At 70.3% G+C, this 13820-nt stretch carries 10 protein-coding genes; 7 read left to right on the plus strand and 3 right to left on the minus strand.

The window, feature by feature from the left end:
* From ACFCV8_RS02865 to ACFCV8_RS02880, 4 genes are all read left to right on the plus strand, one after another.
* On the plus strand, positions 1–1614 hold the full coding sequence (locus tag ACFCV8_RS02865; protein ID WP_376683459.1) for an alpha-amylase family glycosyl hydrolase: 1614 nt from the start codon (positions 1–3) through the stop codon (positions 1612–1614).
* Entirely contained in the window at positions 1611–2495 is an 885-nt protein-coding gene (locus tag ACFCV8_RS02870; protein ID WP_376683460.1) for a UTP--glucose-1-phosphate uridylyltransferase, read from the plus strand. Before ACFCV8_RS02865 ends, ACFCV8_RS02870 begins: the two co-directional genes overlap by 4 nt.
* 10 nt (positions 2496–2505) lie before the next feature.
* Positions 2506–3852: a UDP-glucose dehydrogenase family protein gene (locus tag ACFCV8_RS02875; protein WP_376683461.1), complete on the plus strand. Its 1347-nt coding sequence runs from the start codon at positions 2506–2508 to the stop codon at positions 3850–3852.
* Positions 3853–4379: 527 nt separating this feature from the next.
* Positions 4380–6191 (plus strand): CocE/NonD family hydrolase, encoded by a 1812-nt coding sequence (locus ACFCV8_RS02880; RefSeq protein ID WP_376683462.1) that lies wholly within the window; start codon positions 4380–4382, stop codon positions 6189–6191.
* 268 nt (positions 6192–6459) lie between these two features.
* On the opposite strand, the gene ACFCV8_RS02885 is transcribed toward ACFCV8_RS02880, so the two are convergent.
* Together ACFCV8_RS02885 and ACFCV8_RS02890 are read right to left on the minus strand one after the other, a co-directional pair.
* Entirely contained in the window at positions 6460–7251 is a 792-nt protein-coding gene (locus ACFCV8_RS02885) for a hypothetical protein (RefSeq protein WP_376683463.1), read from the minus strand.
* Positions 7248–8060 carry a hypothetical protein gene (locus tag ACFCV8_RS02890; protein ID WP_376683464.1) on the minus strand — a complete coding sequence of 271 codons (813 nt, stop codon included), beginning with the start codon at positions 8058–8060 and terminating at the stop codon, positions 7248–7250. The genes ACFCV8_RS02885 and ACFCV8_RS02890 overlap by 4 nt, the downstream gene beginning before the upstream one ends.
* 236 nt (positions 8061–8296) lie before the next feature.
* Here ACFCV8_RS02890 and ACFCV8_RS02895 point away from each other — a divergent pair, with 236 nt between their 5' ends.
* Positions 8297–10603, plus strand: coding sequence for a LuxR C-terminal-related transcriptional regulator (locus ACFCV8_RS02895; protein WP_376683465.1), 2307 nt, complete (start codon positions 8297–8299; stop codon positions 10601–10603).
* A 399-nt stretch (positions 10604–11002) separates the two neighbouring features.
* On the opposite strand, the gene ACFCV8_RS02900 is transcribed toward ACFCV8_RS02895, so the two are convergent.
* Positions 11003–11863: a universal stress protein gene (locus ACFCV8_RS02900; protein WP_376683466.1), complete on the minus strand. Its 861-nt coding sequence runs from the start codon at positions 11861–11863 to the stop codon at positions 11003–11005.
* 265 nt (positions 11864–12128) lie between these two features.
* Between ACFCV8_RS02900 and ACFCV8_RS02905 the strand changes: the two genes are divergently transcribed.
* On the plus strand, positions 12129–12746 hold the full coding sequence (locus ACFCV8_RS02905; protein WP_376683467.1) for a CBS domain-containing protein: 618 nt from the start codon (positions 12129–12131) through the stop codon (positions 12744–12746).
* Between the two features lie 414 nt (positions 12747–13160).
* A complete protein-coding gene (locus tag ACFCV8_RS02910; RefSeq protein WP_376683468.1) occupies positions 13161–13811 on the plus strand; it encodes a CBS domain-containing protein in 651 nt (216 codons plus the stop codon).
* Positions 13812–13820: the final 9 nt, after the last annotated feature.

Here is a 13820-nt window from a genome sequence, read left to right on the forward strand (position 1 = left end):
GTGGGCGTCGCCGCTGCCGCCGACTGGTGGCAGAACGCTGTGATCTACCAAGTGTATCTCCGCAGTTTCCGCGATTCCGACGGCGACGGCATCGGGGACCTACGGGGCGTGCGGAGCCAGCTCGACTATCTGGTCGATCTGGGCGTCGACGCACTGTGGATCACACCGTTCTACACGTCACCCATGGCCGATGGGGGGTACGACGTCGCGGACTACCGTGACGTGGACCCTTCGTACGGGACGCTGGCGGACTTCCAGGAGCTGCTCGCCGACGCACACCAGCGAGGGCTCCGGGTGATCGTCGACGTGGTGCCCAACCACGCCTCCTCCCAGCATCCCTGGTTCGTCGAAGCCCTGGCCGAAAGGCCCGGCGGTGAAGCCCGGGGTCGATTCCATTTCCGCGAGGGCAAGGGCGAACACGGGGAACTGCCCCCGAACAACTGGCCCTCGATCTTCGGAGGGCCGGCCTGGACACGCGTCATCGAGCAGGACGGTCAGCCCGGCCAGTGGTACCTCCACCTCTTCACGCCGCAGCAGCCCGACCTGAACTGGGAAAATCCACAGGTACGTGCGGAGTTCGAGGACATCCTGCGGTTCTGGCTCGACCTCGGGGTGGACGGCTTCCGCATCGATGTCGCGAACGGGATGGCCAAGGCTCCCGGCTACCCGGACCGCGTCGAGGGGTGTCTTCCCGAGGACCGGTCCCTCTATCTGGACCGTGACGACGTCCACGACATCCACCGCGCGTGGCGGCGTGTGCTCGACACCTACGGCGACGACCGCATCGCGGTCGCCGAGGCCTGGGTTCCCACACATCGTCTCGCCCTGTACCTGCGGCCGGACGAACTGCACCAGGCATTCAACTTCCCTTATATCAAGGCAGGTTGGTCCGAACGTGCCATACGCCAGGTCATCGAGGAGTCGCTCGGCGGCCTCGGTGCCTCATCGAGCTGGGTGCTGTCCAACCACGACGAGGTACGGCCGGTGACCCGGTTCGGCGGGGGCGCTTCGGGCCTGCGCCGCGCGCGGGCCGCAGCCCTGCTCATGCTCGCACTGCCGGGCTCCGCCTACATCTACCAAGGTGACGAGCTCGGACTTCCGGAGGTCGTGGACCTTCCGGATGACGCACTGCAGGACCCGAAGTGGGAGCGCTCGGGGCACACCGACAGAGGACGTGACGGTTGCCGCGTCCCCCTTCCCTGGTCCGGGACCACCGCTCCATACGGATTCGGGCCCGCGGGTTCCGCGGCCACCTGGCTCCCGCAGCCGGACGAGTGGGCATCGCTGGGGGCACAGCTCCAGGCCGAAGATCAGGATTCGTCCCTGATCCTGTATCGCAGGGCACTGCAGCTGCGACGCACCCTGAACCGCCACGGCGACGGGTTCGAATGGCTCGACGACAAGGACACACCACCGGGGCAGCTGAGCTTCCGCCGTGGCGGCGGGTTCGTGTGCACCGTCAACTTCGGCCCCCACGACATCACGATGGAACGCCCCGGCGAGCTCCTCCTGGCCAGTGCTCCGCTCCGACTCGGAGACAACCTCTTCGTCCTGCCGGCGGACACCGCGGCGTGGTGGCACGCAGACAACGAGAGTCGGGGGACGGAACAGTGATCCGGAAAGCCGTCATCCCAGTGGCGGGCATCGGCAGCAGAATGCTGCCGCTCACCCGCGCCCTGCCCAAGGAAATGCTCCCGGTCGGAGACCGGCCGGTGATCGAGCACACAGTCCGCGAGCTCGTGGAATGCGGGATCACCGACATCACCATCGTTGTCTCGGGACGCAAGGCTCTGGTGCAGCAGCATTTCGCGCCTGACGAGGATCTCGAAGGCCAGCTGAGAGCGACGGGCAAAGAACAGCTGGCACACGCGATCAGCCGCGTTTCCTCCCTCGCGAACATCTCCTATGTGTATCAGCAGGGCCCGTACGGCAACGGGACGCCCATCCTCAACGCAGCCCGGTATTGGCACAACGAGGCCTTTCTGGTGCTGTGGGCCGACGATGTCTTCGTCTCCGAGACGCCCCGGGCACAGCAGTTGATCGAGGCGTACCAGGCAACGAAGGCGCCCGTGATCGCTCTGACACCGATCGAACCTCAGTCCGCTCCGGACTATGGGGTCCCGGTTCTCGAGAAGCAGACGGGCGAGGGCCGATTCCTCATCTCGGGGCTGGTGGAGAAGCCCGCTGTTCACGAGGCACCCTCGTCGTTCGGAGCCATCGGCGGATACGTACTGACCCCGGGCGTAGTCGATGAGATACGCGGAGCGGTCGAAACATGGTCTCGGCACAGCGAAGGCGAGATCTATCTGACAGATGCCCTTCACCGGCATGCGGCCAAATCCCCTGTCTACGGGCAGGTCATGAATGGCACCTGGTTGGACACGGGCTCAATGCTCAGCTATTTCAAGGCCCAGCTGACTTACATGACGAGCCACCCGACCTACGGAGACGAAGTTCGCGACCTGGCGCTTCGCCTGTGCGCGTCGGAGAGCTGAGAAAGGCACCATGACCAACATAACTGTGATCGGCACCGGGTATCTCGGAGCCACGCACGCCGCCTGCATGGCCGAACTTGGATATGACGTCCTCGGGGTCGACCGGGACGCGCATAAGATCAGCGAACTCTCCCAGGGCTACGCCCCGTTCTACGAACCGGGCTTGAACGAGCTGATCGCCAAGCACACGGCAAGTGGACGACTGCGCTTCAGCACATCCTTCGCGGAAGCGGCCGACTTCGCCGATGTCCACTTCCTCTGCGTGGGTACACCTCAACTCCCGGGAAGCGATGCCGCGGACCTGCGTTATGTCGACAGCGTTGTCGACGAGCTCGTCCCGCTGATCGACGGGCGGGCACTACTGATCGGGAAGTCGACTGTTCCGGTGGGGACGTGCGAACGGCTGGGGGCGCGGATAGCTCGGCTGACGGCCGCCTCGGACGCTCGGATCGAACTCGCCTGGAACCCGGAGTTCCTCCGCGAGGGCAGCGCAATCCAGGACACCCTGGCACCCGATCGCCTTGTCGTGGGGGTGGACAGCGTCACCGCCGAGGAAACGCTCCGAGACCTGTACCGCCCCCTGACCGATTCCGGGATCCCTTTCCTGTCCACGGACTTCGCCACGGCGGAGCTGGTCAAAGTAGCGGCGAACTCCTTCCTGGCAACCAAGATCTCGTTCATCAACGCCATGGCGGAAGTCTGTGAAGTGGCGGGAGCCGATGTCACCCAGCTGGCGCAGGCGCTCTCGCACGACCCACGGATCGGCAGCAGGTTTCTGTCTCCGGGTCTCGGGTTCGGCGGGGGGTGCCTGCCCAAGGACATCCGCGGATTCGTCGCACGTGCGACCGAGTTGGGCGTAGGTGGTTCGGTCGCCTTCCTCAAGGAAGTGGACGCGATCAATCTACGCCGCCGGACCCGTACGGTTGAACTCGCCCGAGAGCTGTGCGGCGGATCGTTCGAGGACAAGCACATCACGATCTGGGGAGCCGCCTTCAAGCCGGACTCGGACGATATCCGGGACTCACCGGCACTGGCCGTGGCCGACGCGATATCGGACTTGGGAGGTCGCATAACGGTGTGCGACCCGCAGGCTACGGAGAACGCCCGTCGGCGGCACCCCGGATTTGCGTTCACCGCAGATCCCCTCGTGGCTACCAAGGGCGCGCACGTCATCCTTCATCTCACCGAATGGGCGATGTTCCAGGACGTCGATCCCGTTATGGCAGCTCGACGTGCCCAGGTCCTGTGCATTCTCGACGCCCGTAACACTCTCGACGCCGCGCGCTGGAGATCAGCCGGCTGGCAGTACACGCGCCTGGGACAGCGGACTTCGAAACCCGCCCCGGCGTTCGTCTGAGCCGCCCGGCGGCACGGGCACAGGTTGCGCACTGGATCACCAACAGAATCAGTGAGCCCGGCTCCGCGGGTTCGGCAAGACGGATATGGCTGATCGACGGCCCGAATGCCTTGATGACTGGGTGCCGGAATGGTCTGGCATTTCATCGCGACGAGGCAGGCCGGCGTCTTCGCCCGGTGCACCGTGCCCTGCTCGCCGAATCGAACGCGGCGGGGCCGGTGCATCGGCCGGGTTCCGTCAGGGGGCGTCAACCCGTCACCGTTGCGTCACGGTCCGCCCGAGGCCGCCGCGACCGGACTCCGCCGACGGCCGCGCCCCCCTGCGGGCCTGTTCGCAGTAGGCCACCGGTCAAGCCCGGACCGGCCAAGGATTGTGCCACGCCCCGGGGCCACAGGATGAGGTTCTCCATCCGATCGAGTGCGGCCGACCGTCCTTCCGTTTCGGTGTGTTCGCTTCTGTCCATGATCCGCCTGGCGCCCCCGACGGGCGTCCTGGTCGTCCAGCCACAGAAGAACGGAGCGGATCGTATGACCACAGAAGGCGGAGAGCCCACCGCGTCGGTCACCGACGCGACCCTCGAAGACATCGCTGCCAACGGCATCTGGCGCGGCGCGAGCCTCGACATCAACCCGTCGGTGCTCGCCGTCGCCCGGGCCCTGCTCGCGGCGCTCCAGGGGACGGCCCCGGCCGCGGCGCTCCCCGAGGAGCTGCGGGAACTGGTCGAGCGGGTCCTGCGGGAGGCCGGAGTCAGCTTCCCCCGCATTCCCGTGACGGAGGAGATCGGTCTCTCCGCGTTCGCCATCAAGCAGAACGCCCCGGAGCGGCGCCCGGTCGTGATCGTGCCGGCCGGGTGGAACCCGTACGGCTGGATGCCGTTCATGGTCGGCTACCTCTCCCTGGCGGCGCGCGGGTACCACGTGCTGGCGTACACGCCCCGCGGGTTCGGCGAGCCGGGCGGGCCGTTCACGTCCGACGGGTTCATCGATGTCGCCGGCCCGAAGGACTGGTCGGACGGTTCGGCCGTGATCGACCACGCGGAAGGGCTGTTCTCGCCGAACGGCGTCGGATTCATGGGCCTGTCCTACGGTTCCGGCATCAGCCAGCTGGTCGCCGCGCACGACAAGAAGAACCGGGTGGCCGCCGTGGCCGCCCTGAGCACCTGGGGCAACCTGGCCACCAGCCTCTACGACAACGGCACCCGGCACGAGAAGGCCGTGGAGCTGCTGATCGGCTTCACCGGAGCCGAGGAGGGCAAGGAGAAGGAGAAGTTCGACGAGGAGACGTGGCGCATCCTCCAGAACTTCCAGAACGGGGAGAACATGGAGGAGGTGGTGAAGTGGGGCACCGAGCGTTCCCCGGAGACCTACGTGGGCATCACCAACGAGCGGTCCATCCCGACCTTCTACTCGAACACCTGGCACGAGAGCCTGTTCCCGGTCGGCGAGGCGATCACGGCCTTCGAGAAGCTCAGCGTTCCCAAGCACCTGAATCTGTGGATCGGTGACCACGGCGCCCCGGAAGGCGTCGGCATGACCGGCATGCCTGGCGGCACACCGTTCTGGAGCTACCTGGCGCCGACGACGGAGGCCTATGCCTGGCTCGACCACCACCTGCTCGGGAAGAGCACCGAGGTACCCGACTGGCCAGTGGTCAACAGCCAGGTGATGTTCACCTACAAGACCAAACCGACCGGGTTCGGCGGTGACCGGATCGTCGAAGCGGCACGGCGCGAACCGCTGAGCTCCTGGTCCGAGGCCACCACCGACACCGAGGCCTGGTACCTGAGCGGCACCGACGGGGGCGGCGGGGCCACCCTGTCCGACAAGCCGTCCGCGGGCTGGAGCCGGGCGTTCACCGCCGGGGACGAGACCACCGCCACCGCCATGGACGACATCATGGAGACCGGGCAGAAAGAGTGGTTCGGCAACCCCAAGGCCTACGACCCGGCCGGCTTCGACCTCGGCCGACTCCTGGTCTGGTCCACCGAGGAGCTGGCGGGCGGCCGCCGCATCCGCGGCGCTGCCAGGCTCCGGCTCGCCGTCCGCGTCGAGGAAGGGGACGCCGCGACCCTGGTCGCCTACCTCTTCGACGTGGGCCCGGACGGCACCGCCCGGATCATCACCCACGAGCCGTTCACCACGGACGTGAGCGCCGGCACCGACCGGACCGTCGACTGGACGCTCCAACCCGCCGCCTACGACCTCGCCGACGGCCACCGCCTCATCCTGGTCGTCAACAGCCGGGACCGGCTCTACGCCTTCACCGGCACGAAGGGCTCCACCACGACCATCACCTCACCGACCGGGCAGGAAGCCGTCCTGGAACTGCCGCTCGGATGACCACCGCCCCGGGGTGACCGGGCGAGTGCCCATTCGGCGAACCCGCCCGGTCACCCCGGGGAACGGCCTCCGCATGTCCGGAGCCCGGCGGCGAACGCCTCTGTGATCCGTTCCACCGGATTCGGCGTCGCCGACCCGGACGGCCTGGAGCCGCGCTCGGAACCGTGCCCGGGAAGGGATCCCGGCCCTGCCGAACCGCGCCCCGGGGCGAGCGGGCAGCGCCCCGACGGCCCGCTCGGGCGACCGCGGTGACGGCGCACCGGTCGAGTCAGCGGTACGCCCTGCCGCGCACGTAGGCGATGACGAGGGTGATCGCGGTGATGGTGCACACCAGCATCCCGATGGACAGAAAGGCGTAGCCTGCCTCGCTGATGCCCGGTTCGGTCCGCACCACGGTCATGCCGGTACCGGCGGAGATCCGGTGTTCCCTGTCCGGGTGATCCACGATGTAGAAGATCATCGCGGGGACCGCAGCCACGCATGCCGCGGCCGCCACCAGCAGCCAGGAGCCCGCCCGGCCGTACCAGGGGATCCGCGGCTTCAGAGCGACGTGCGGGCACCGTGTCAGCAGTACGCGTCCCAGGTCACCGGCGTGTTCGGCGAGTCCGTCGGTCCGCAGCCGGGTGCCGTCGTCGAGGCCGATCTCGATGCGGTAGCCGTTGCCGAGCCGGGTCGCCAGGCCGTTCACGGCATCGCCGTCGACGTGGAGCGAGGTGACGCGGTTCCAGGACCAGCCTCTGGCGCCTCGCCGGGATCCATGGACCAGGCCCTCCTCGTGTGTTTCGAAGTACTCGCCCCGCTCGCCGCGCAGAGCCCGGGCGATCTGGGTCACTGCGATGATCGACGCCCCCAGGGCGAGTCCGAGGAGAAGACCGACCGCCTTGTTGCTGCCGGGCGTTCCCTCGCCGGTCGCGGACAGGCCCCATGCGCCGAGCCGGCCGGACGGGACGGCCACGAGCAGTGCGCAGCCCGCGTTCACCCATCGTCTCCGGTGGTCCACCGGATGCCGGCCGATCACCGGGCCGAGATCGGGAAGCGTGTTCTCCTCCTGCCCGGTCACTGGTCGGGGTCCTGGAGGCGCCGGTCGGTCAGGGCGGCGCCGTTGGCGAGGACGGCGGCCAGCGCCGCGTAGTCCGATCCGGGGCGGCGCAGGGGCATGAAGACCTTGAGGCGGTCGCCTTCGGTGCTGTAGCCGGCCCTGGTGGCGCGGGGCTTCAGGGCCGGAGCGCCGACGTGTCCGGCCAGGCCGCGTACGTCGAGGCGGAGGCCGGTGTCCGGGCCTCCGGACACGAAGGTGATACGGGACCACTCCAGCAGGCCGGGAAAGGGGTTGAGCGTCAGGCCCTCACGGGTGAACGTCAGTGCGCCCCAGCGGAACTCGCCGCCCGCAGCCAGTTCTTCCAGGTGCCGCACCGCGACGGCTCCGGCCACTTCCCGGGAGGCGCGCGCGGTGAACGGCCGGGCGTTGTCGACCGGGCCCCTGGTGGCCAGGCGCCAGAATCCGGATTCCTGGCGGACCTTGACGTAGTCCAGGTCCCTGAGCCGGATCGGGCCGCCCTCGTACGGGCGCAGGACGGTCCTGACCACGTCGTGGGAGTGGCTGAAGTTGATGCGGACGGACACCTTCGCCGACTCGACGGAGGCGATCTCGTCCCAGGTGCGGTGCAGCGTGCGGCGCCCCGGGCGGCGGAACTCGAAGCCGTGCTCGTGCTCGCGGAGCCGGATCCGGGTGTGCCGGACGCAGAGCGCGGCGCACCCGGCGGCAGCCACGGGAACCGCCCACATGGCGAGGCGGAAGGATTCCTCGTCGTAGTGGTCGCCGGCGATGGTGCACATCACGACGAACACGATGACGAGCGGGACGAACATGGTCAGGGGACGTCTGGATATCGCTCCCTGATAGGTCCACACGCGCTCCCCCAGCCGCCCGCGCTGCTCGCCGCCCCCCGTAGCCGCGTCCGCCGTCAACACACACCTCGCATGATCGTCCGATTCCACGCCGTCGAGTGTCGGACCGGCGTGCGTGCGGGGCTACGGGAGAACTACTCAATTGTGCCCGTCGACCGACCGGTCCCGGTCGTCGTACGTCCGTAAAATGGCCGCCCATGAGGGCGGGGGCAGGCGAGTTGACGTCGCTGATCGGGCGGCGTGCGGAGATCTCACGGATCGTGAGGCTGCTGTCCGATGCCCGTCTGGTGACACTCACCGGGGTCGGTGGTGTGGGCAAGACGCGGCTGGCGCTGCGGGTGGCCTCGGACGTGACGAGTTCGTTCCCCGACGGGGTGCATGTCGTCGAGCTGGCCGATCTACGGGATCCCGGGCTGCTCGCGCCGAGTGTCCTGGGAACCCTCGGCGCGACCCGTCCGGGGCGCCCGGGTGCCGGTACGACGGCCGCGCTGGCGGCCCGGCTGCGCGAGCGGCGCGTCCTGCTCGTCCTGGACAACTGCGAGCATCTGGTCGACGCCTGCGCCCGGCTCGCCGACACGCTGCTGCGGGCCGCCCCCGGGCTGCGTGTGCTGGCGACGAGCCGGCAGCCGCTCGGGATCGGGGGCGAGCAGGTCTTTCCGGTGGAGCCGCTGCCCGTGCCGGAGGCGGGTGATGTCGCGGGGGCGGGAATCCGGGTGCGCACTCCCAGCGGCAATCCGGCGGTCGCGCTGTTCGCCGAGCGGGCCTCCGCCGTGCTCCCCGGCTTCACGGTGACGGAGTCCGACGCCGCCGCCGTCGCCGAGCTGGTGCGCCGTCTGGACGGGCTGCCTTTCGCGATCGAGCTGGCCGCGGCGCGTGTCCGGAGCCTGACGCCGCGGGAGATCCTGGAGCGGCTCACGGACCGGTTCGCGCTGCTGACCGGGGGCAGCCGTATCGCCTCCGACCGGCAGCGCACCCTGCGCGCGCTGATCGACTGGAGCCATGAGCTGTGCACGGAGCGCGAGCGCCTGCTGTGGGCGCGCGCCTCCGTGTTCCGGGGCGGTTTCGACCTGCACGGGCTGGAGCGGGTCTGCGCGGACGCCGAGCTGCCGGCGGACGCGCTGCTCGACACTCTCGACGCGCTGGTGGCGAGATCGATCGTCACCTGCCGTCGGGAAGACGGGCGTTCCGTCTATCACATGCTGGAGACGGTACGGGAGTACGGACACGAGCGGCTGGTCGCGTCGGGCTCGCTCGGCGCGCTCCGCGGCCGTCACCGGGACCACTGCGCGGACCTCGCCACGCAGGCCGGGCAGGAGTGGTTCGGGGCCCGGCAGGCCGACTGGTTCAGCCGGCTGCGGCTGGACCATCCGAACCTGCGCGCGGCCCTGGAGTTCTGTCTGGAGCAGCCCGGGCAGGCGCGAGCCGGTCTCGCACTGGCCGTGTCGCCCCGGCACTACTGGCTCACGGCGGGGCTGCTGTCCGAGGGGCGCCGCTGGTTGTCGCTGCTGCTCGCCGCCGACCGGGCAGACGGCGGCCCAGCCACGGAAGAACGGGTCCGGGCGCTGGTCACCGACACGTATCTGGCGATTCTCCAGGGCGCCCCGGACGACGAGGTGGCCGGCGCGCTCGCCGCGTGCGACGAGGCGGCGCGGCTCGGCGGACATCGGCGGGAGCTGGCGTGGGTGTGGCATCACCACGGGATCCTCGCCGTCTGGCGCGAGGACTTCGCGGGCGCCGCAGAGCTGTTCGTACGGGCGTATGCCGAATTCCGTGCGCAGGGGTGTCTCGACGCCGCGCTCGAATGCCGGGTCAAGTTCGCCATCGCGCACGCCTACGGGGGTGATGCCGTGAAGGCCGCCGAGGCGTGCGGCGAGGTCGAGGCCGCCGCGCGGGCGAGGGGCGAGTCGTGGCTGCACGGGATGGCGCTGCTCGCCCGCGCCCTGCTGGCGCGGCGCGCCGACGCGCCCGGGGAAGCGATCGGGCACGCCCGCGCGGCCATCGGTCTGATGCGGCCCTTCGAGGACTGGTGGGACGTGGCCATGTGCGTGGAGGTGATCGCGTGGAGCACGCGGGACGCGCCGCGGCCCGCGGCCCGGCTGCTCGGTGTGCTGCATCTGCTGTGGGGTTCGCTGGGCGGGCGGCTCGGCTCCGCGCCGTTCATGCGCGGGCAGCATCTGAGCTTCGCCGCGAAGGTCCGTGAGGCGTTGCCCGGAGCGGTCTTCGAGCAGGAGTTCCAGCGCGGGGCGCGGGCGACGGTGGACGAGGCGATGGCGTACGTACTGGACGATCCGGCCGGGGCGCCGGGTCTGACGCGGCGGGAGAGCCAGGTCGCGGAACTCGTCGCCGCGGGGCTCACGAACAAGGAGATCGCGGTACGGCTGACCATCGCGCAGCGCACCGCGGAGAACCACGTCGAGCGCATCCTGGGCAAGCTGGGGTTCACCTCGCGTACGCAGCTGGCGGTGTGGATGTACGAGCAGCACGGCGCGCCCGCCAGGAGCTGACGGTGCGCGGCGTCGGCCGTCGGGAACCACGGCCGGCGGGATCGCTCCCGGCCCGGCCCGGTCCGCGGTTCCGCCCTGCGCTCCGGATGGTGACGGCGGAGTCGGCCCGGTCGGCCGTCCGGCGGGGCGTCCAGCCGGACCGGCCCGGTCCGGCGCCGACCTCGCTGACGCACCGCCTGTGCGAGGCGCTGTGATCCAGCCCCGGCCCGGTCGGCGGGCGGGCACCGGGCAGGCGGTGACCGTCTCCGTCACCCGGCCCCTGTCCGGCGGGCCCGTCCGCAGGTGCGGTCCCCGACCGCGCGACCCGCGGGGCACCGGTCGGGGACCGCCGGGTGCGGGCAACGGGCACCCGGCCGGTTCGGCCGGGCCCCAGCACGGACGTTTCGGACCGCGGCGTTCTCAGGACCCGGGAACGGTGATCACTGGACAGTGGGCGCGGTGCAGCAGTCCATGGACGACGGAGCCGAGCCGCATCCCCATGTAGCCGCCCCGTCCCCGGCGCCCGACGACAACGGCCAGGGCGTGCTCGGCGGCCTCCGCCAGCATCTCGACGGGCGACCCGACAAGCACCTCGTGGGTGATCCGGATGTCGGGGTACCGCTCCGACCAGCCCGCCGTGGTCTCCGCCAGCATGCGGCGCTCCGCCTGGAACGACGCCCCGTCCGTGTGCCGGAAGAACACGGGCGGCTGCCAGACCGCGACGGCCCGCAGCCCGCAGCGTCTGAGATCCGCCTCCTCGAAGGCCAGGGCCAGGGCGCAGCGGGACGGCTCGCTGCCGTCGACGCCGACGACGAGGTACGGCGAGTCCTGGGTACTGTGCTCCGAGTCGCCCACGACGACGACGGGGCACCGTGCCTGCGCGGTGACCGGAACGACCAGGGAGCCGGCGCTCAGGAACTCCTCGGTACGGCTGAGGTGCCGTGAACCGAGGACGATCATGGCGGCCTCCTGTGCCAGTCCTGACACGACGGTCGCCGGGGCGCCGTCGAGGAGGTCGGAGCCGATGCTCACATCCGGATGCCGGGCCCGCGCCCGGTCCGTCGCGATGCGCAGCGCCTCCGTTCCGGCGCGTGTCTGCGCCCGGTGCCTGGGAGTGTCGTCGACGAGCTGTGCTTCCCGTAGGGGCGGCACGGCGACGACGAGACGGAGCGGCAGTCGGCGCCGATGGGCCTCGTCCGTTGCCCAGGCCAGGGCGAGCTGCCCGTCGCGGAGAGGGTCGATCCCGACGACGAGGTCTCCGCGTTGTCCGGCTGCGGTCATGGTGTGCTCCCCTCTCGGGTTCCCGTGCCGGTACTCCCCCCGGGGCACGGGGCTACGTCCCAGCCTCGTGGTCCCCGTCCGGGAGGAGGAGAGCCATTGGGGGCACAGATGGGACCGATAGCCCCATTCGGGGTGGTCCGGAGCAGGAGTGGGTCGAGGCCGACCGGGCCCGACGGGGGCCGGTCGGCCCCTCGCAGGGGAAGGGCGGGCGGTGGACGGTGGTGTGGTGGGGGACCGCTGCCGAGGCGCGAACGGGAGGCCCGTGATGAGGCGCATGAAGGTCGGTCGGCTGATGACCGACGACGTGGTCTCCGCTCTGCCGGAGACATCGTTCAGGGAAGTGGCGAAACTCCTCGCCGAGCACGACGTGACCGGTCTGCCCGTCGTGGACGAGGACGATCACGTCGTGGGGGTCGTCTCCGAGAGCGATCTGCTGGCACGCCGGGCGCTCACCACCCGGGAGCTGATGAGCACACCGGCCGTTACGGTGCACGCCGAGGAGGCGGTGCCGGATGCCGCCCGTCTCATGGTGCGGTGCGGTGTGGAACGGCTTCCGGTGGTCGACGAGGAGGAACGGCTGGTGGGTATCGTGACCCGCCGCGATCTGCTCAGCGTCTTCCTCCGCCCCGATGCGGAGATCCGGGACCGTATCCGGGACGAGGTCATCGACGACGTCCCGGATCTCCCCGACGATGCGGTGGACGTGCGGGTTCTGGACGGTGTCGTGACCCTGGTCGGCCATGTCCGCCGGCCCGGCCAGGCCGAGATGATCGTACGTCTCGCCGAACGTGTGGAGGGGGTCGTGGCCGTCAGGGACCGGTTGTCCACCGGCGCCGACGCGGCGCATTCCCCGCCCCGGGCGGTGCACGACGCCCTCGGGTGAACGCCCCCTCCATCGCGGCACGACCCGTTCCGGCCCGTTCCTCACACCCTTTCGGCACGTGGTGACTCACGGGGCGCCGGTTCGTATCCGGGCCCCCTCCCCTGTCACGGCAGCGCACCACCGTCCGCCGGGCGACCCGGTCACCGTACCCGCGTGTACCCGGGCGCCCCGGCAGCCTCCGCAGACGTGTCCCGCAGTGCCCGTCACCGCCGGGCGCCGGGCGCCGGGGCGAACCGAAGGAAACCCGCAGGCCACTGGCGTGCCTCGGCCGTCCGGCCCCGTCCCCGGGCCGGAGACCGCGCAGGGGCCGACCGGCCCCCCGGAACGGCCCTCTCGGACCCGTGTCCCGCCGCCCCGGAGGTGCGAGGGTGGACAGGGGCCGGCACGGGACCGGACCCGCCGAAGGAGACCGCCATGTCCCGCCCGCCGTCCACCGTGGCCGACGTGATGTCCCGGAAGGTCATCGCCGTCCGGCCCGGTGCGGAGTTCAAGGAGATCGTCGCCGCCATGGCCCGGTGGAAGGTGACCGCACTGCCCGTGCTCGAAGGAGAAGGCCGTGTCATAGGCATCGTTTCCGAGGCCGACCTGCTCCTCAAGGAGGAGTTCCGCGATCACCGCCCCGGCCTCGTCGGGCAACTGCGCAGGCCCGGTGCCGCCGCGAAGGCGGGCTCCGAACGGGCCGAAACCCTGATGACCTCACCGGCCGTCACCATCGCCCCCGGTGCCTCGCTCCCGCAGGCCGCGCGGCTGATGGCCGCACATCACGTCAAACGGCTGCCGGTCGTCGACCCGCACGGCATGATCCAGGGCGTCGTGAGCCGGTCCGACCTGCTCAAGGTCTTTCTCCGCCCGGACGAGAGTCTCGCCGACGACATCCGCCGCGATGTCATCGACCGGCTCTTCCCCCTGTCCCACCACCAGGTACACGTACGCGTCGAATCGGGCGTCGTCACTCTGAGCGGCGACGTGAGCGACGGTGCGCTCGCCCCGGTCGCGGAGCGGCTGGCGCGGGCCGTCGAAGGCGTGGTGAACGTACGGTGCGAACTCACCGCGGAAGAAACATAGCCAGGACGC

The organism is Streptomyces sp. NPDC056347, assembly GCF_042262625.1.
Classification (GTDB): Bacteria; Actinomycetota; Actinomycetes; order Streptomycetales; family Streptomycetaceae; genus Streptomyces.